The sequence below is a fragment of the Bradyrhizobium sp. AZCC 1693 genome (assembly GCF_036924745.1).
In the GTDB taxonomy this organism is placed as follows: Bacteria; Pseudomonadota; Alphaproteobacteria; order Rhizobiales; family Xanthobacteraceae; genus Bradyrhizobium.
In genome coordinates, this window is sequence record NZ_JAZHSD010000001.1 from 534,098 (window position 1) to 552,096 (window position 17,999).

14 protein-coding genes and 1 pseudogene are annotated in these 17,999 nt (G+C 62.8%); 9 read left to right on the plus strand and 6 right to left on the minus strand.

The genetic code is table 11. The features are described 5' to 3' along the window. The first annotated feature begins 60 nt into the window (after positions 1-60). The gene (guaB, locus tag V1293_RS02585) at positions 61-1,551 is read left to right on the plus strand and encodes an IMP dehydrogenase (protein WP_334506434.1); all 1,491 of its coding nucleotides are present in this window, start codon (positions 61-63) and stop codon (positions 1,549-1,551) included. A 65-nt stretch (positions 1,552-1,616) separates the two neighbouring features. Here the strand turns inward: guaB and V1293_RS02590 are convergent, their stop codons facing one another. Beyond that, the gene (locus V1293_RS02590; RefSeq protein WP_442894200.1) at positions 1,617-3,746 is read right to left on the minus strand and encodes a methyl-accepting chemotaxis protein; all 2,130 of its coding nucleotides are present in this window, start codon (positions 3,744-3,746) and stop codon (positions 1,617-1,619) included. A 486-nt stretch (positions 3,747-4,232) separates the two neighbouring features. On the opposite strand from V1293_RS02590, the gene V1293_RS02595 reads away from it, so the two are divergent. Then, positions 4,233-5,255: an NADP-dependent oxidoreductase gene (locus V1293_RS02595; protein WP_334506436.1), complete on the plus strand. Its 1,023-nt coding sequence runs from the start codon at positions 4,233-4,235 to the stop codon at positions 5,253-5,255. A 114-nt stretch (positions 5,256-5,369) separates the two neighbouring features. Continuing rightward, positions 5,370-5,648: a hypothetical protein gene (locus V1293_RS02600; protein WP_334506437.1), complete on the plus strand. Its 279-nt coding sequence runs from the start codon at positions 5,370-5,372 to the stop codon at positions 5,646-5,648. A 90-nt stretch (positions 5,649-5,738) separates the two neighbouring features. On the opposite strand, the pseudogene V1293_RS02605 reads toward V1293_RS02600, so the two are convergent. Together V1293_RS02605 and V1293_RS02610 are read right to left on the minus strand one after the other, a co-directional pair. Further along, positions 5,739-6,582, minus strand: a pseudogene (locus tag V1293_RS02605) (metallophosphoesterase family protein). Between the two features lie 69 nt (positions 6,583-6,651). After that, positions 6,652-7,629, minus strand: a complete 978-nt coding sequence (locus tag V1293_RS02610; RefSeq protein WP_334506438.1) for a dienelactone hydrolase family protein — start codon at positions 7,627-7,629, stop codon at positions 6,652-6,654. An 814-nt stretch (positions 7,630-8,443) separates the two neighbouring features. Here V1293_RS02610 and V1293_RS02615 point away from each other — a divergent pair. Further along, positions 8,444-8,857 (plus strand): hypothetical protein, encoded by a 414-nt coding sequence (locus tag V1293_RS02615; RefSeq protein ID WP_334506439.1) that lies wholly within the window; start codon positions 8,444-8,446, stop codon positions 8,855-8,857. A gap of 69 nt (positions 8,858-8,926) precedes the next feature. Continuing rightward, positions 8,927-9,601, plus strand: coding sequence for a transposase (locus V1293_RS02620; RefSeq protein ID WP_334506440.1), 675 nt, complete (start codon positions 8,927-8,929; stop codon positions 9,599-9,601). Between the two features lie 8 nt (positions 9,602-9,609). Here the strand turns inward: V1293_RS02620 and V1293_RS02625 are convergent, their stop codons facing one another. Then, positions 9,610-10,020 carry a hypothetical protein gene (locus V1293_RS02625; RefSeq protein ID WP_334506441.1) on the minus strand — a complete coding sequence of 137 codons (411 nt, stop codon included), beginning with the start codon at positions 10,018-10,020 and terminating at the stop codon, positions 9,610-9,612. Positions 10,021-10,216: 196 nt separating this feature from the next. On the opposite strand from V1293_RS02625, the gene V1293_RS02630 reads away from it, so the two are divergent. Next, positions 10,217-10,639 (plus strand): MAPEG family protein, encoded by a 423-nt coding sequence (locus tag V1293_RS02630; protein WP_334506442.1) that lies wholly within the window; start codon positions 10,217-10,219, stop codon positions 10,637-10,639. Positions 10,640-10,713: 74 nt separating this feature from the next. Further along, a complete protein-coding gene (locus V1293_RS02635; RefSeq protein ID WP_334506443.1) occupies positions 10,714-12,012 on the plus strand; it encodes an RsmB/NOP family class I SAM-dependent RNA methyltransferase in 1,299 nt (432 codons plus the stop codon). Positions 12,013-12,113: 101 nt separating this feature from the next. Here V1293_RS02635 and V1293_RS02640 read toward each other — a convergent pair whose 3' ends face one another. Further along, positions 12,114-12,446 (minus strand): DHCW motif cupin fold protein, encoded by a 333-nt coding sequence (locus V1293_RS02640; RefSeq protein WP_334506444.1) that lies wholly within the window; start codon positions 12,444-12,446, stop codon positions 12,114-12,116. Between the two features lie 14 nt (positions 12,447-12,460). After that, the gene (locus V1293_RS02645; RefSeq protein WP_334506445.1) at positions 12,461-12,694 is read right to left on the minus strand and encodes a nuclear transport factor 2 family protein; all 234 of its coding nucleotides are present in this window, start codon (positions 12,692-12,694) and stop codon (positions 12,461-12,463) included. A 181-nt stretch (positions 12,695-12,875) separates the two neighbouring features. Here V1293_RS02645 and guaA point away from each other — a divergent pair, with 181 nt between their 5' ends. Continuing rightward, a complete protein-coding gene (gene guaA, locus V1293_RS02650; RefSeq protein ID WP_334506446.1) occupies positions 12,876-14,471 on the plus strand; it encodes a glutamine-hydrolyzing GMP synthase in 1,596 nt (531 codons plus the stop codon). 70 nt (positions 14,472-14,541) lie between these two features. Then, on the plus strand, positions 14,542-17,853 hold the full coding sequence (locus V1293_RS02655; protein WP_334506448.1) for a DEAD/DEAH box helicase: 3,312 nt from the start codon (positions 14,542-14,544) through the stop codon (positions 17,851-17,853). Positions 17,854-17,999: the final 146 nt, after the last annotated feature.

Here is a 17,999-nt window from a genome sequence, read left to right on the forward strand (position 1 = left end):
GCAGGCGGCGCTCATCCATAAGAACTGATCGCGGCAATGAGCCGCGGAAAGGAGTTGGCAATGGCGCAGGGACTTCAGGGTATCCGTGAAGCCTTCACGTTCGATGATGTGCTTCTGAAACCCGGTCTCTCGGATATCCTGCCTTCTGAGGCCGATATCCGCTCGCATGTGACCCGCGCGATCCCGCTCAACATCCCGATCATCGCGTCCGCGATGGACACGGTCACCGAAGCGCGCATGGCGATCGCGATGGCGCAGGCCGGCGGCGTCGGCGTCATCCACCGCAATTTCGATCCCGAAGGGCAGGCCGCGCAGGTCCGGCAGGTCAAGAAGTATGAATCCGGCATGGTGGTCAATCCGCTGACCATCGGCCCCGACGCGATGCTTTCGGACGCGCTGGCGCTGATGAAGGATCATGGTTTTTCGGGCATTCCCGTCGTCACCGGCGCCAGCAAGAATTCGCCCGGCAAGCTGATCGGCATTCTCACGAACCGCGACGTCCGCTTTGCGACCGATCCGAAGCAAAAAGTGTCGGAGCTGATGACGCACGAAAACCTCGTCACGGTGCGCGAGGGCGTCAGCCAGGACGAGGCCAAGCGGATGCTGCATAAGCACCGCATCGAAAAGCTGCTGGTGGTCGACGACCAGTATCGCTGCGTCGGCCTGATCACCGTCAAGGACATGGAAAAGGCGGTCGCGCATCCCTTGGCCTGCAAGGACGAGCACGGCCGCTTGCGGGTGGCTGCGGCAACCACCGTCGGCGAGGGCGGCTACGAGCGCACCGAGCGGCTGATCGATGCCGGCGTCGATCTGATCGTGGTCGACACCGCGCACGGCCATTCTTCCCGCGTGCTCGAGGCGGTCAACCGCATCAAGCGGCTTTCGAACGCCGTGCAGGTGATTGCCGGCAACATCGCCACGAAAGAGGGCGCGCAGGCGCTGATCGACGCGGGCGCGGATTCGATCAAGGTCGGCATCGGCCCGGGCTCGATCTGCACCACGCGCATCGTCGCCGGCGTCGGCGTGCCGCAGCTCACCGCGATCATGGACGCGGTGGAAGCGGCGAAGAAGGCAAAGGTGCCCGTCATCGCCGACGGCGGCATCAAATATTCCGGCGATCTGGCCAAAGCACTCGCCGCCGGCGCCGACATCGCCATGGTCGGCTCGCTGCTCGCCGGCACCGACGAGACACCGGGCGAAGTGTTCCTGTGGCAGGGCCGTTCCTACAAGGCCTATCGCGGCATGGGCTCGGTCGGCGCGATGGCGCGCGGCTCGGCCGACCGCTACTTCCAGCAGGACATCAAGGACACGCTCAAGCTGGTGCCCGAGGGCATCGAGGGCCAGGTGCCGTACAAGGGTCCGGTCGGCAACGTCATGCACCAGCTCGCCGGCGGCCTGCGCGCCGCGATGGGCTATGTCGGCGCGCGCAACCTCGCCGAATTCCACGAGAAGGCGCAGTTCGTGCGCATCACCGGCGCGGGCCTGCGCGAAAGCCACGTCCACGACGTGACGATCACGCGGGAAAGCCCGAACTATCCGGGCGGGGCGTAGTCGCACGCAGGCATCTCCGGACGATGCGAAACATCGAAGTGGTCTGATCTTCGCAAGCGTCGCGCTTATGCCGCGCGCACGGCTTCCAGAAACTTGCTGACCTCGAGCTTGAGGCGGCTCGAGTCGGAGGCGAGCAATTGGGCCGCGGACAGCACCTGCGACGAGGCCGATCCGGTCTCACTCGCGCCTTGCTGCACGTCGCTGATGTTGGTGGAGACTTTCTGGGTGCCGTGCGCCGCCTGCTGCACGTTTCGCGCAATCTCCTGCGTGGCTGCGCCCTGCTCCTCGACGGCAGCGGCAATCGTCGAGGAGATTTCCGACAGCTTCCCGATCGTATCTCCGATCTCCCTGATAGCGCCGACGGACTCCTGCGTCGCTGCCTGGACGCCGATGATCTGCTGATGGATTTCGCCGGTCGCTTTCGCTGTCTGCTGCGCCAGCGCTTTCACCTCCGCGGCGACCACAGCGAAGCCGCGGCCGGCTTCGCCGGCGCGTGCGGCTTCGATGGTCGCGTTCAATGCCAGCAGATTGGTCTGGCTTGCGATCGAGTTGATGAGCTCGACGACATCGCCGATCCGGCTTGCTGCCTGCGACAACGCGCTTACGCGTTCATTGGTGCGGCGCGCTTGCTCGACCGCGTCGCCGGCTACGCGTGCGGACTCCTGAACCTGCCGGCTGATCTCGTTGACCGAAGATGTCAGCTCTTCAGTGGCGGAAGCCACCGATTGCACATTGGTGGATGCTTCATCGGACGCAGCCGCGACCGCCGTCGTCAGCGTCTGCGAGCGGTCCGCCGTCGTGTTCAAAGTGCTGGCGGAACCTTCAAGCTCGGTCGCTGCCGACGACACCGTGCTCACGATGTCGCCGATCACGGCCTCGAAATCGCGTGTGATGCCGTTGACGCGGCGGCCGCGCTCGAGCTGCGCTTCGGCGTTACGCGCAGCATCCTCGTCCGCGCGCTTTTTCGCAATCAGCGCATCCTTGAAGATCTGCAGCGCATTCGCCATGGTGCCGATCTCGTCCTTGCGATCGCCGTCGGGGATTGCGACGTCGAGTTCGCGGTCGGCAAGCCGCAGCGTCACTCCGGTTAGCCGCACCAGCGGGCCGATCACCTGGCGCATCACGGCGATCATGACGATGAACGAGGCCACGAGCACGACCAACAGAGCCGCAAGGGCCCAGGTCAACCGCATCTGCGCCTGTGCAATCGCAGCATCGTTGGCGTTGTGGGCAAAGGTCAGCGCGGCATCGCGCAGACCGAGCACGCTGTTCAGGACGCGACCGATCCAGGCCGGCCATTCGGCCTCGCTGATCGGGCAGGGACTGCCCTCGCGTGCGGCCGCGACGACCTGTCGAAACCGCGGCTCTGCTTCGGTCATCAGGGTCGTGCGCACTTGGTCGAAGACGCCCGCAAGCGTCGGCGCATCGCCGGTATTGTGGACTCCCTGCTCGATTTGCTTCCAGATCAGCGCAACCTGACCGGTCAATTCGGTCACTTCGACGCGCTGGGCTGCCGACAAGGGCTGGTTGCGGGCAAAAAGGCCGAGCACGGCGGCGCGCGCACCATTGATGGCACGCATGCTCTGTGCGCTTTGCGCCAGTTCCGCCGCAGGCAGCAGATTCTCGATGTCGCTGCCGGTGCGCGACAGGTTGATCAAGCCGTCGCTCGTCGCCGTAGTGAGGGCGTCGACGACGCGCGCAAGTCCATCCACGATCGCCGTCTGGGTATTGGCGGGTCGTTGCGGCTTGGGCAGGATCACTGCCTGGCGTGCGGCACCGCGCGTTTGCTGCAGCGCCTGCTCGGCCGCTTCGATCGACTTCGTCGGCAGCTCCGCCGCGCGAACGGCCGCCTTGGCCGCGCCGATGGCGGCATTCGTGCTGGCGACGGTCTTGTCGAGCGCCGATAGCTTCTCGGGCGTGGCCGGGTCGGCCGCGGTTGCAACCACGAACCAGGCGCTGCGTTCGACGGGAATCTGGCTGTTGGCCTTCATCACCAGCTCGAAGGCGGTCAGCGAGCGCGCGGCCGCTTCCCGCTTGCGCAGATCGCCCCATCCACCCCAGGCGACCGCCATGGCGAAGGCCACGGCCAAGAGACACGTGATCAGATTGCCCGCCAGGATCCGCCATCGCAGACTGATGCCGCCCTTTGTTCGATTCGCAGACGAAGGTTCGGGCGGTAAGGAAAGCTCTGGCATCGAATGGCCTCTTCGAGAGCGGGATGGCGAGCATACTTCGCAACTGCAACCAAACCCTTAATTGATCGTGGCTATTCATTGCCGGCACTCCAAGCAAATTGCGGGGCTGGCTCGCGGATCGCGCCGGGTTATCGGGCGCGAACGGCGCCTTGTTTCTCCATGACGACGTCGTGGCGAGATGCACTTCGCTCGTTCTGATGAATCCCACAAATTGCGGAGATCACGGGGATCAATCTTGCCGATAGTCTGGGGTGGCCAATAACGACCTCATCGATCTTCCAACGGGCGGGAGATCGGTCCATAGGAATGGTCGGCGCTCGACGTTCGCGATGCCTTGCAATTGCGCCGATTGCTTGGGGAAACATGAACCGGCTGGCCTTCATCTGGAGATGCCGGGTTCGGACCGCCCCGGAATGAGAGGCGGGTTTGCGTCGCGGCGATGCGTCGCCTAAATGACAGCAACAACCCGGTGAGGAGAAAGCCATCATGTCCCAAGGCAAACGTATCGTTCTCGCCTCGCGCCCCGTTGGCGAGCCCAAACCCTCCGATTTTCGCCTTGAGGATTGCCCGGTCCCGACGCCCGGCGCCGGCGAAGTGCTCCTGCGCACGATCTGGCTGTCGCTCGATCCCTATATGCGCGGGCGCATGAGCGATGGGCCGTCCTACGCACAGCCGGTGCCGATCGACGGCGTGATGGAAGGCGGCACCGTCAGCGAAGTGATCGCATCGAACAATCCCGGCTTCGCCAAGGGCGACATCGTGCTCTCGCGCGCCGGCTGGCAGACGCATGCGATTTCCGACGGCAAGGGGCTTGCGAAGATCGATCCCAGGATCGCGCCGATCTCGACCGCGGTCGGCGTGCTCGGCATGCCGGGGATGACGGCGTATACGGGCCTGCTCGACATTGGCAAGCCGCAGGCGGGCGAGACCGTCGTTGTTGCGGCGGCTTCCGGCGCGGTCGGCTCGGCGGTCGGCCAGATCGCCAAGATCAAGGGGGCGCGCGCGGTCGGCATCGCCGGCGGCAAGGACAAATGCGCCTACGTCAAGAACGAGCTCGGCTTCGATGATTGTCTCGATCACCGCGATCCCGATCTCGCGGCGAAATTGAAGGACGCCTGCCCGAAGGGCATCGACGTCTATTTCGAAAACGTCGGCGGCGCGGTGTTCGAGGCGGTGTTCCCGCTGCTCAACGCGTTTGCGCGCATGCCCGTCTGCGGCCTGATCGCGCATTACAACGATACGCAGGCAGTAGCGCCGAAATGGGCGCCGTCGCTGATGCGCGCGGTGCTGACCAAGCGGCTGACCATTCGCGGCTTCATCGTCAGTGATTTCGCCGCGCGTCACGGCGACTTCCTGCGCGACATGTCGGGCTGGGTGCGCGAGGGCAAGGTCAAGCACAAGGAGTTCATCACTGAAGGCCTCGACAGCGCGCCAGCGGCGTTCATGGGGCTTCTGAAGGGCGCGAACTTCGGCAAGCAACTGGTGCGCGTCGGGCCGGACAAGGTTTGAGGCCTCTGCCGAGTTGCCGGGAACACGCGAGGCGACCTCACGGTCACTTGAGACCGATGGGGGAACGTCCTTTCGCAACCATCGTTTGGCTTTGACATCCAATGGAGAAGCCAAATGATGAACTGCAAGAAACTATCGCTCGGCCTGGTTGCCGCAACGATGATGCTGGCCACTCCTGCAATGGCTCAAGTGGTCTATCAGGATCCCGGCGTGACGGGCTTTAACTATCCGAACTCCGCTTACGTCACACGAGGCTACGGCGCCAGGACCACGGCCCCGGGCTACTATTACGGTTACCGGTTTCATCCGGCCCCGCGCGTCGGCGCCTTTGCGACAGCACCATGGGATGACGGTTCCTACGCCTCCTATGGCCTCGTTGAACGCCAGTGGTGATGCGCTCTGACGTGTGAAGCGTGATCCGAAAATCTTTCGAGAGGGTCATGCTCAAATCAACGCGATGGAGCGGGTGACGATTTGAAAAAGTCATCCGCTCCGGGATTTCCTGTCAATCAGCGAATCCAGACCAACATCGGTCTGTCCCGCCGCTCTGACGTAGCGGACTTCAAAACTGTCGGGCTGGAAGCGGTACTCCACCAGCCCGACTTCCTTGACGCCGATCAACTTCCTGCATCCGGTCCGGAATAATGAAACCGGCGGATGGCGCCCAGACATGGCGGGTGTGGCGATAGGTGAAGTCGCGGCGCTGGTGAACGTGACCGCTTGCCACCAGCCGGAGATCGACCGCCGCAAACATCTCGATCAAACTTTTGCGCCTGGGCTGCGGCACATAGCGGATCGCCGTTGCCTCTGTCTCGGGATCATCAGGCGTGTGCAGATAAAGCGGCTTGTGCAGGAACAGTGCGACCGGCCTGCCGTTCGCGCGCGCCAGCTCGGCGGCGAGCCACTCGAACTGCTCGGCCTCGCTCTCGATCCCGGTGTTCATGATCAGCGAGTTTAGCCCGACAAAGCTCCAGCCCGCCGCGTCGAAGCGCCAGCGGTCTTCGCCGATCACGGTGAGATAATTCTGCCGCTCTTTCTCGGTCGCCGGTTGCGTCGGCGCCGGATCAACGGCCGTCGGGTTGTCGCCGATGTCGTGATTGCCCGGCAAGTGCCGGCACGGCACCGGCAGCGCGTCATGCAGTTCCTTTGCAAACTTTAGCTCATCCGGGCTGGTCGGCGCGTCGAAGGCGAGATCGCCGCTATTGATCACGAGATCGGGCCGCGTCGCGTCGATGTGTTCGCTGACGCGATGAAAATTGTCGGTGAGTTTTTGCAGACGGCGGGCGAGGTGGGTATCGGAAATTTGCGTCAGGCGAAATTTGCTCATGGACCATTCCTTTCGGTACGATCATAACCGCACCCGAAGTCGGAACGATGACGGGAATACAACGCTCGCTTACCCCAACGTCCTTCGCCAGAACGCCAGCATCTCCGCGTTGAACAATTCGGCATCGCCGTCGCGGCTTCCGATCTTCGCGCCCTTGCGGCCATAACCGGCCTTCAGCGCGTAAATCATCAGGTCGCGGTCGACGAGCTTGCTGTCGGCTACACCGTGAAGCGGATGGATGAAGGCGCCGTCATTGGCGATATAGGCCGTCGGCGCGGCGGGGGAGACGGAGGCCTCGGCGACATTCTCGATGCCGGTCCCCCGATCAAAACTGTGCTGCGCGCCGCCGATCAGCCGCATCGTCGCTCTTCCGCCGGAAAGGCGGATGGCCTGGCAATGGCCCTGCACCTGCATCGGCGAGCACCATTCATCGGCATCGCCCATGATGACGCGGATTTCGGTTTCATCGACCGATGGATCGAGGAACTGGTGGCCGCTCCAGGGATAGGCGGCGAGCACGCTGCGAAAACCGGCGCCGGCGCCGACCACCGCATCGGCAAAGCGCCGCGTCGCCGCCGTCAGCGCCGCCGAACCGCCGCGGCTATGGCCTTGCGCGCCGATCCGGGAAGCGTCGATCTCGGGATGATCAGACAGCACCATCCACGCGGCCAACACGTCATAGGCGCTGGCGGCAAATGAGAACTGGGTCTGGTTGGCAACGGTTGAGGTCACATCGCGCGCGCCAAAACTGTCGAGCACGAAGGCCGCAAAGCCGTCGGAGACCACGGTTTCGGCATGCTTGATGTGCGAGGGCGCGACGCCGAGGCTGCCCGGCACCACCATGACCAGCGGCAGTTTTCCGTTGCGTTTGCGATGATCCGATGAAGGCAGGAACAACTTGCCATCGATCGCAAGCTTCGGCAGCTCGGCGGAATTGCTGATGACCTGGAAATAGTTGGCCGGGTTGGCGGTGGGAATTTCGAAATTCTGTCCCTTGCTGGGTCCCTTGACGCCGTTGAAGACGATGTCCTGATCGCGAAATCGCAAAGTTGCTTTCCTCCCGCGGCTGCTCTTTTTTGGCGACCGTCAGGGGATATAGTAGAGCCAAGTTCTCGATATGTATCGGCTCTCGCTGGATTTATTTTCTGTCGAGGAATGAAGACATGCTAACGAAACAGAAAAGATGGGGGCGCTTCGGGTGGCTTCTGTGTTTCGTCACGTCGAGAGTGTGACGCTGCGGCTATCGGCCAGTGAGAAACTCACAGAAATTCTAGTCAAACTTGATCAACAAAAAAATCTATTTACAACGTTAGGCAGTTCAAATTACAAATCACAGTTGGTCGTTGAGTCTGCAAGTGGCAGCCTCTTGCGGCACTTGGAGTTCTTGTGGCTGGGAATTCAGGCTTCTCGTCGCTTGACCGAAGATCGAGCGAACGTGCTTCCGCGCAACTGGTCGGGCGGGATGTGCCTTTCGCCTGTCGAAGCGAGCCCCCGAAGAGGGGCTCCATCGCTAAAGTGGCACACAATTCAAACGTCTTTTCAATCGGTTCATCGGGCAGAGAGAGGGCCCGGCGATTGAACGTGCTTGGGCCAACTGTTCGCGTTGAGAGCTGGTGCGACAAGGCAGTGGTGTCAGTTGTTGGAAGAAGCCACGTCAACAGGCTAATGCATCGCCTAGCCGGAATCGCGTTGTGGATCATTCCCTTCATCGGCACTTTCAGCGGTGTTTCGTTATCTCAGAATTTGAACCGAAGTCCGTGATCGCTAGAATCGAGGCGGCGAGCTGCGCTGTGCTCTTTGGATGGTTTTTGTTGATGGCGGAACACTCGTTGGGCAACGTTGCCGGTGATTGCGAGCTGCTATGAATCAAGCGACTCGTTTGTTCGGATTTTTCGTGACCTTCCTTACGCCGATGGCTGCGGTCACCTACGTGGTAGCTCGCGGGCTCCAGAATAGTGGCGAGGACGCCCTGCTGCGAGTTTTGGTGATTTTGACCTTTTCTTTGTTGACAGCATTTGTTTGCGCACTCGCGCAGCCGATCCAGGCCGTGGATCCCGTAAGGTTGGCAAGACTCGGACTCGCTAATGTCTGTTTTGTTGTGATCGACAGCCTGATCTTTGCGCTTCTTGTTTATGATCGAATCTGGTCCGGAGATGCGTGTCAGTCTGCTGCCGATAAGTGTGGCAAATATCCCGTGATGTGGTTGGCCTTGGCAGGAATGCATCTTTGCTATGCCGTCTGGGCTTACGCTGGCACACGACATTCTTCCCGATAGGAGACAGCTATGAGTTACGGTGACAGTGCACACAATTGACTCTTCGCGCTCTGGTTGCCATCATGGCGCATGGCCCGCCTCGCCCGCGTCGTTATTCCCGGCCTGCCGCACCACGTGACGCAGCGTGGCAACGGAGGTGCGCGCACGTTCTTCGGCGATGACGACTACGCGTTTTATCGCGACCTGCTGGCGGCGTCCTGCCGCGCCGCCGGCGTGGAAATCTGGGCGTGGTGCCTGATGCCGAACCACGTCCATCTGATCTTGGTGCCGTCGGATGCGGACGGATTGCGCCGCGCGCTGGCGCCGGTGCACCGCCGCTACGCCGGCATCATTCATGCGCGCCGCAAGCGGACCGGCCATTTCTGGCAGGGCCGCTTCGGCTGCGTGGCGATGGACGAAGAACATCTCGCCGCGGCGCTGCGCTATGTGTCGCTCAACCCGGTGCGGGCGCGCCTCGTCGACCGTGCCCGCGACTGGCGCTGGTCCAGCGTGCGGGCACATCTCGGCGGCCGGGACGACGGCGTCACGGCGCTCGCGCCGGTTCGCGAGCGCTATCCGGATTTCGCGAATTTCCTGTCGGAAGAGACCGATGCCGAGATGATCGCGCGGCTGCGCAGCGCCGAGACCATCGGCCGGCCGCTCGGCGGCCGCAAATTCCTCGACACGCTTGAAAGGAAGACACGGCGGGTTCTCAGCCCCGCCAAACGCGGCCCGAAGCCGCGCATCAGCATCAAGAAGAGTTAAGTGCACTGTCACCGTAATATGCCAGTTTCGACCTGGGTGTCGGCGGCGGCGGCCAAGGCCGCCTTCGGCAGGAGGATTTCAAATTCCACCGCGGGCTTTGCCGGATTGAGGCCGAGATACGCCAGCGCCGCCTGCCGCATGTCCGAGATCGCGAAGGCGAGCAGGACCAGCACGGCGGAGGCGGCGAGGCCGTGCTTGAAGACGTCGCGCCGGCTACGGTAGCCGCTGCGGAAATAGACCGCCAGCACGATCGCGACCGCCAGCGCCGCCGCGATGCCGGCCAGGGCCGACATGATGATGCCGAGGCCGCCGTCCGGTCCGTCGCTGAACCCGAAGGTCCGGAGCAGGGAGGTCACGGAATCGCCGGGCAGCTCGGCCGCATTGGCAGCGCCGGTCAGGATCGGGGAGGTGATGTTCATCGCCTGCTTGCGGGTTGCTCGATGGCCGGTTCGAGACCAGAACCATTGGAATTCTCGATAGTTGGTCGCCAAGGCTCCTTCTGTGGTTCAAAAGGCTCTCCCTGTGGCTCAAGCGAGCCCGCCAAAGTGGATTTGTCAGGCGAGGAGCGCCTCGTTATTGCTTTAGGGCCTGGTGCAGGGTTCGGGGGAGATTCTCATGTCGGTTCAAATGGTTTTGCTGCCGGTCTTCGTTCTGGTCGGGCTCACCTTCTTCCTGATGCTGTGGATGGTGACGGCCCGCACGCGCGCGGTGAAGGCCCGGGAAACCAGCCTGAGGGATATCGCGCTAGGCCAGCCGAAATATCCACCCCGCGTGGCCCAGATCGGCAATTGCTTCTCAAATCAGTTCGAAGTACCCCTGCTGTTCTACATCCTGATCGCGCTGGCGCTGCCGCTGCGCCGGGCTGATCTCTTCATCGTGCTGATGTCCTGGGTGTTCGTGGTGACGCGATTTGCCCATGCCGGCATTTTCGTCACGTCGAACAACATTCAGCAGCGCAGCCTGGCGTGGTTTGCCGGCGCGCTGGTGCTGCTGGCGATGTGGATCTACTTCGCATTGAAGCTGCTGCTTCTGATCTAGTCTCTTATTTTGACGCGTTTTCTTCACGCGAACCGGTACCCACTTCGCTCGAAAACGCTAACGGAAAGCTCTTGATGACTCCCGCTGCCCGGCTGTCCGCCGCCATCGAACTGATCGAGACCATCGACGCCCAGCGCGTGCCGGCCGCAAAGGCGCTGAAGGAGTGGGGCACCGCGCATCGCTATGCCGGCTCGGGCGATCGCGCCGCGATATCAGGCCTGATCTGGGACGTGCTGCGGCGGCGGGCATCGAGCTCCTGGCTGATGGATGCGGATACGCCGCGCGCGCGCGTGCTCGGCATGATGCGGCTCGAGCGCGGCATGAGCACGGAAGCGATATCGGCGCTGTGCGACGGCGGACGTTTCGCGCCGGAGCCGCTGAGCGAGACTGAGCGATCAGCGCTCACCTCGCGGACCCTTGACGGCGCGCCGCCGCACATCGCCGGCGACTATCCGGAATGGCTGGATGCGCCGCTGGCTGCTGTCTTCGGCGACGACCGCGTGGCGGAAGCCACCGCAATGGCGAGCCGTGCGCCGCTTGACCTGCGCGTCAACACGCTGAAGGCCAAGCGCGAAAAGGTGCTGGCCTCGCTCAGGCATCTCGGCGCGCAGGAAACGCCGTGGTCGCCGATCGGCCTGCGCATCGAGCTCGGCGCCGACGCGCGCAATCCCGGCATTCACGCGGAGGAAGATTTCATCAAGGGCGCCGTCGAAGTGCAGGACGAGGGCTCGCAGCTTGCCGCGTTGTTCTCGGCGGCAAAACCCGGCGAGCAGGTGATCGATCTCTGCGCCGGCGCCGGCGGCAAGACGCTGGCGCTCGCGGCGATGATGCAAGGCAAGGGCAGGCTGATCGCGACCGACCACGACAAGCGCCAGCTCGCGCCGATCTATGAGCGGCTCTCCCGCGCCGGCGTCCACAACGCCGATGTCCGCGCGCCGAAAGGCGACACTGATCCATTGGCCGACATCAAGGCCTCAGCCGATCTCGTGCTGATCGACGCGCCCTGCACCGGCACCGGCACCTGGCGCCGCAACCCCGACGCCAAATGGCGAATGCGCCCCGGCGCGCTGGAAGTTCGCTTGAAGGACCAGGCCGAAGTGCTTGATCGCGCGAGCACCCTGGTCAAGCCGGGCGGCCGCATCGCTTATGTCACATGCTCGGTGCTACGAAGCGAAAACGGCGAGCAGGTTCGTGCGTTCGTGACGCGTCATCGGGAGTTTTCGATTCAGCCACTGAACGAGACGGCGAGCGTGCTCTGGGACAAGGCGGAAGATTTTGAGGAAGCCGCACTCAAGTCTCCGGAGGGGTGGCTGATGACCCCGCGCCGCACCGGCACGGACGGGTTTTTTGTGTCGGTGCTGAAGAAGGCGTGACGATCTATCCCCGTCATTGCGAGCGAAGCGAAGCAATCCACCTCGCGGCATAACGGATGGATGGATTGCTTCGCTACGCTCGCAATGACGCGGTTAGAACTTCAATCCACAATGAACAACTTCACGCCCGTCTTCGTCGACGACCGATGCGCGGCGTCGCCGAAATCCGATACCTGATAGCTCATGCCCGGCTTGAGCTTAAATTTGCGCCCGTCGCGCAATTCGCTATCGAGCTCGCCTTCCAGCACATAGAGCACATGCCCGCGATCGCACCAGTGATCGGCGAGATAACCCGGCGAATACTCGACGATCCGCACGCGCAGATCGCCGATATTGAGCGTGCGCCACAGCGCTTCGCCGGTTTCTCCGGGATGTTTCGTCGCGGCGACCTGGCTCCAGTCGGTGACGGTGAAGGGCAGTGTCGGAATTTTCATGCGGGAGTGTCCGTTTATGTGAGCAGGCGTGAGGAGATTTCGTCATTCCGGGGCGATGTGAAGCATCGAATTATGGTGCGCAACTGCGCACCCCTGAGAATCTCGAGATTCCGGGTTCGCGCTCCGCGCGCCCCGGAATGACAGCCTGCGTAAAGCGCGAGGATGCGTTCGAGGTCGTGCGAGTTCCAGGCGGCGATCCACTCCCGGCCGAGCGTGGCGAGGTCGGCCGCCGCGTAGTGGCTTTGCATGGTTTCCTCCCTTTTCTCCCGATTTACGCTGTGCAAATCGCCCGGTGGGTTCTTGAGCGCGTGTCGGAGCAAATTAGGTCAATAATACTGACCTATATAGACTTGTCCATCCCCGCAGAAGAATGTGGGCTGGCCGTTTCTCGCGGTTGCGAGGCCGCCCCCCGTCGCGTATCTGCTTGCCATGACAGCCCCACAGAAAGCCCGCGAGCAGACCACCTCAGTGGCCTCGGCGCATGACAAGATTCTGATTGTCGACTTCGGCAGTCAGGTGACGCAACTGATCGCGCGCCGGGTGCGCGAGGAGGGCGTCTATTCCGAGATCGTGCCGTTCCAGAAGGCGGAATTAGCCTTCGACGAGATGAAGCCGAAAGCGGTGATCCTCTCCGGCGGTCCGGAGTCGGTGCACGAAAAAGGCTCGCCGCGCGCGCCGCAGGCCATCTTCGATTCCGGCGTCCCCGTGCTCGGCATCTGCTACGGCCAGATGACCATGGCCGCCCAGCTCGGCGGCGAGGTCGAGGGCGGCCACCACCGCGAATTCGGCCGCGCCGATGTCGAGGTGAAGACGGCAAGCAGATTGTTCGACGACACCTGGTCGATGGGCGAACGCCATCCGGTTTGGATGAGCCATGGCGACCGCATTACAAAAATGCCGCCGGGCTTCACGGTCGCCGGCGCCTCGCCGAACGCGCCGTTCGCGGTGATCCAGGACGAGAAGCGCAGATATTACGGCCTGATGTTCCACCCCGAAGTGGTGCATACGCCCGACGGCGCCAAACTGATCCGCAATTTCGTCCGCAAGGTCGCAGGTCTCACCGGCGACTGGACCATGCGTGCCTTCCACGAGGAGGCGATCGAAAAGATCCGCGCGCAGGTAGGCCCGGGCAGGGTGATCTGCGGCCTCTCCGGCGGCGTCGACTCGGCGGTGGCCGCGGTGCTGATCCACGAGGCGATCGGCGACCAGCTAACTTGTGTCTTCGTCGATCACGGCATGCTGCGGCTCGACGAGGCCAAGACCGTCGTCGACCTGTTCCGGCATCACTACAACATCCCGCTGGTGCATGTTGATGCGTCGAAACAATTCCTCGGCGAGCTCGCAGGGGTCACCGACCCCGAAATCAAGCGCAAGACCATCGGCCGCCTGTTCATCGATGTGTTCGACGCGGAAGCGAAAAAGCTCGGCGGCGCCGATTTCCTCGCGCAAGGCACGCTCTACCCTGATGTGATCGAGAGCGTCTCCTTCACCGGCGGACCTTCGGTGACCATCAAGTCGCACCACAATGTCGGCGGTCTCCCCGAGCGCATGAACATGAAGCTGGTCGAGCCCCTGCGCGAACTCTTCAAGGACGAGGTCCGCGTGCTCGGCCGCGAGCTCGGCCTGCCCGAAATTTTCGTCGGTCGCCATCCGTTCCCGGGCCCCGGCCTCGCCATCCGCTGCCCCGGCGACATCACAAGAGAAAAGCTCGACATCCTCCGCAATGCGGATGCGGTCTATATCGACCAGATCCGCAAGGCCGGCCTCTACGACCAGATCTGGCAGGCCTTCGCCGTGCTGCTGCCGGTGAAGACGGTCGGCGTGATGGGCGACGGCAGAACTTACGAATATGTCGTCGGCCTGCGCGCCGTCACCTCCACTGACGGCATGACCGCCGACTTCTATTCCTTCGACATGAGCTTCCTCGGCGCGACGGCGACGCGGATCATCAACGAGGTGAAGGGCGTCAACCGGGTGGTGTATGACGTAACGAGCAAGCCACCCGGGACGATCGAGTGGGAGTAGGGAGCAACCTTGCTCGATTCGGATCATCTCCTGATGTAACCAGTCGACCTTATCCGTGGAAGTTCGCCACGTGCTTTCGGACGTATTGAAGCGCAAGCACCTCTATGACTTCTTCAGCCGCTCGGCTTTCGAGAAGGCTCATGTCTATCAAGCGCAGGGACGCGTCAAGGGACTGGAGGTCAGCGAAGACCTGACACACCTTCGCGCCAGGGTACGGGGAAGCGGATCGAACGAATATCGCGTCGATATTCAACTCGAATTCAGCGGCGATCAGCTCGATGACCTTGACGGCGAATGTAGCTGTCCGATGTCTTTCAACTGCAAGCATGCGGCTGCGACCCTGCTCGAAGCCACCAGCGGGAAGCCGCTGCCGGCTCCTGCGCCGATGGCGGCCGGCCAAGCTGCGGCGGCCCCGATGCCCGTTCTGGGCTACGAAGTCACCAACTGGCTCGACAATGTCGGCAACGCGGTGCGCGGCGACGATTATCCCGCCGAGCTGAACCAGCGGCTGCTTTATCGCCTGCACCCCTCCCGAGAAGGCGTACAGACGCCGGTTCTGGCGATATCGCTGCTCTCGGTGAGGATATTGAAAGGCGGCGATTTCGGCGGCAATCCCGCGCAACCCAGCGTGTCCGATTTTGCGCCCGAGCGTGCGCCAAAATATTACCGCGACGCCGATATCGATATTCTGACTCAACTCTCGGCCTCGTCCAGAGGAGCTTATTACAGCCCCCGGCCGCTCCCGGCTAAGCTATTGCAGCGGATCGTCGCGACCGGCCGCGCCTATTGGCTCGATCACACACGACAGCCGTTGCGATGGGGAGACAAGCGTGAGGGGCGGATCGAGTGGCGCCAGGCCAGCAAACGTGGCGTTGCTCCCTGCCTGCTCGTGCCGGGAACGATTGCGCTCAATGCCGAGCCGCCGGTCTATATCGACGAGTCCACCGCGACGATCGGCCCGGTGGAGTTGAGCTTGCCGCCCAGGCTTGCCCGTCAGCTCTTGTCGGCGCCAGAGATTCCGCGCGACCAGGTCATGGAGGTATCGCGTCGTCTTGGCCAACGTCTGCCGGAACGTCATCACGGCTTGTTGCCGGCGACGCCGGCGCCCGCAGTGCAGATCGACGAGCAACCGGTCCCGGTATTGCGCCTGCGACTGGGGCAGATGACAAAGAGTTCCTACTACGGTTACCGTGACCCGCAAACAATCAGCGGCCCGGTCGCGGTCGCTCAACTTGGCTTCCGCTACGGCCCGATCGAGATCGACACATCGGAACGGGCGAGCCGGGTGGAGGCATTTCACGCCGGACAGGTCTATGCGATCAAGCGCCGCCAGCCGAAGGAGAAGGAGGCGCGCAAACGCCTGACCGAACTGGGTTTCGTTGACGCGAGGTCGAAGTTTTCCTTTCTCGATTCCCGCCATGCCCGCGACCTGACGCTCGGCGAGCCGTACGATTGGCTCGACTTTCTCAACCTGGACGCGGCCGAACTGCGGGCGCAGGGTTTCGAGATCCTGATCGACGACGACTTTCCCCACCGGCTGGCGGCATCGGGCGACTTCGACGCGGAGTTCGAATCCAGCGGCATCGACTGGTTCGAACTGGCCCTCGGAATCGAAATTGACGGTGAGCGGCACGATCTTGCGCCGATGCTGGCCGCGCTGGTCTCGAAGCCGGACTTCACTCCCGATCTGATCAAAGAGCTTGCCGAAAACAGCGACTATTTCTATCTGCCGCTTGCCGACGGTCGCCATGTTTCATTGGCCGCCGATCGCTTCCTTCCGCTGGTGCTGGCGCTGCATGGCCTGAACCTGAGCGGGATTTCCCCGGATGGTTCGGGAAAGCTGAAGCTGTCACGTGCGGACGTCGTCCCGCTCCTGGGGGTTGAGAACGACAAATTCGCTTTCCGCGGCGCCGACAATCTTCGCCGTCTCGCCGGTCTGCTTCAAGCTCACGGCTTGAATGACCAGCGCCTGCCGGAGAGTTTTCGCGCCGAACTTCGGCCCTACCAGGCGCAAGGCGTGGCCTGGCTCGACCTGCTCCGCGAAAGCGATCTGGGCGGCGTGCTGGCCGACGACATGGGGCTCGGCAAGACCGTGCAGATCCTGGCCTTCCTTGCCCTGGAAAAGGCGCGGGAGCACATCGCACAGCCGGTGCTGATCGTCGCGCCGACCAGCCTGATGACCAACTGGTTCAACGAAGCGCAGAAATTCACGCCGGACCTGAAAGTGCTGGTGCTGCACGGTCCCGATCGCAAGCACAGCTTTGCGGCGATTCCCGAGCATGACGTCGTGCTGACCACTTATCCTTTGATCGCGCGCGACCGGGAGGTGCTGTTGTCGCGTGATTGGCATATGGCGGTGCTGGATGAAGCGCAAACGATCAAGAATCCCGACGCTGCGACCACCCGCTGGCTGCGCGACATCAAGGCGCGACACCGCTTCTGCCTGACGGGGACGCCGATGGAAAATCATCTTGGCGAACTCTGGTCGATCATGAGTTTCGCAAACCCCGGTTATCTCGGCGACAAGGCCGGTTTTACCCGTCAGTGGCGGACCCCGATCGAGAAGCGCGCCGACAAGGTCCGCGCCGCCGCGCTCGCCCGGCGGGTCAGGCCGTTTCTGCTGCGCCGGACCAAGGCGGAGGTGGCGGCGGAACTGCCTGCCAAGACCGAAATCGTCGAGCGGATCGTCCTGGAGGGTGGCCAGCGCGATCTCTATGACGCGATCCGCCTGTCGATGTCGGACAAGGTTCGCAAGGCGATCCAGCAGCGCGGCCTGGCCAAGAGCCACATCGTCGTGCTCGAAGCGTTGCTGCGAATGCGGCAGGTCTGCTGCGATCCTGCCCTACTGAAGCTCGACGGCGGTGTCGAGCGGCCGTCGGCCAAGCTCGACCGCCTGATGGAAATGGTGCTGGAGTTGCTGAGCGAGGGACGGAAGATCATCGTCTTCTCGCAATTCACCTCCATGCTCGACCTGGTTCGAAAGCGCCTGGACGCGGAAAGTGTTCGCTATGGCGTGTTGACTGGTGAAACCAAGGACCGCAAGCGCGAGATCGACGGTTTTCAGAACGGTACGAACGACGTTTTCCTGGTCAGCCTGAAGGCCGGCGGCGTCGGCCTGAACCTGACGGCTGCCGATACCGTGATCATCTTCGATCCCTGGTGGAATCCCGCCGTCGAGGAGCAGGCGATCGATCGTGCCCACCGCATCGGGCAGGACAAGGCGGTTTTCGTCTACCGGCTGGTGGCCGCCGGCACGGTCGAAGAGAAAATGGAAGAGCTCAAGGAACGCAAGCGCGCCCTGGCCGACAGCCTGTTCGACCGCGACGGACGGATCGCTTCAGCCCTTACGGAAGAGGATGTGCGAGCGTTGTTTGAGGACTGAGCACGCGAGCGGATGTCGTTCGGGTTCAAAAGTCACGCAGGTCCCGTAGGGCGGAATGGCGTAGCGTATTCCGCCAATCTGGTATGGTGGATGAAATACGCCGCGCTATTGCGCCCTGCGCGCTGGTGTGCGTGTGTTCTGCCTCT

Bases quoted from the DNA above. Each gene is read 5' to 3' on its own strand.
- V1293_RS02645 (WP_334506445.1), bottom strand. From the start codon at position 12,694: ATGCAAAGCCACTACGCGGCGGCCGACCTCGCCACGCTCGGCCGGGAG.
- V1293_RS02620 (WP_334506440.1), top strand. From the start codon at position 8,927: ATGGCCCGCCTCGCCCGCGTCGTTATTCCCGGCCTGCCGCACCACGTG.
- guaA (WP_334506446.1), top strand. From the start codon at position 12,876: ATGACAGCCCCACAGAAAGCCCGCGAGCAGACCACCTCAGTGGCCTCG.
- V1293_RS02640 (WP_334506444.1), bottom strand. From the start codon at position 12,446: ATGAAAATTCCGACACTGCCCTTCACCGTCACCGACTGGAGCCAGGTC.
- guaB (WP_334506434.1), top strand. From the start codon at position 61: ATGGCGCAGGGACTTCAGGGTATCCGTGAAGCCTTCACGTTCGATGAT.
- V1293_RS02615 (WP_334506439.1), top strand. From the start codon at position 8,444: ATGAATCAAGCGACTCGTTTGTTCGGATTTTTCGTGACCTTCCTTACG.
- V1293_RS02600 (WP_334506437.1), top strand. From the start codon at position 5,370: ATGATGAACTGCAAGAAACTATCGCTCGGCCTGGTTGCCGCAACGATG.
- V1293_RS02630 (WP_334506442.1), top strand. From the start codon at position 10,217: ATGTCGGTTCAAATGGTTTTGCTGCCGGTCTTCGTTCTGGTCGGGCTC.
- V1293_RS02590 (WP_442894200.1), bottom strand. From the start codon at position 3,746: ATGCCAGAGCTTTCCTTACCGCCCGAACCTTCGTCTGCGAATCGAACA.
- V1293_RS02635 (WP_334506443.1), top strand. From the start codon at position 10,714: ATGACTCCCGCTGCCCGGCTGTCCGCCGCCATCGAACTGATCGAGACC.
- V1293_RS02625 (WP_334506441.1), bottom strand. From the start codon at position 10,020: ATGAACATCACCTCCCCGATCCTGACCGGCGCTGCCAATGCGGCCGAG.
- V1293_RS02595 (WP_334506436.1), top strand. From the start codon at position 4,233: ATGTCCCAAGGCAAACGTATCGTTCTCGCCTCGCGCCCCGTTGGCGAG.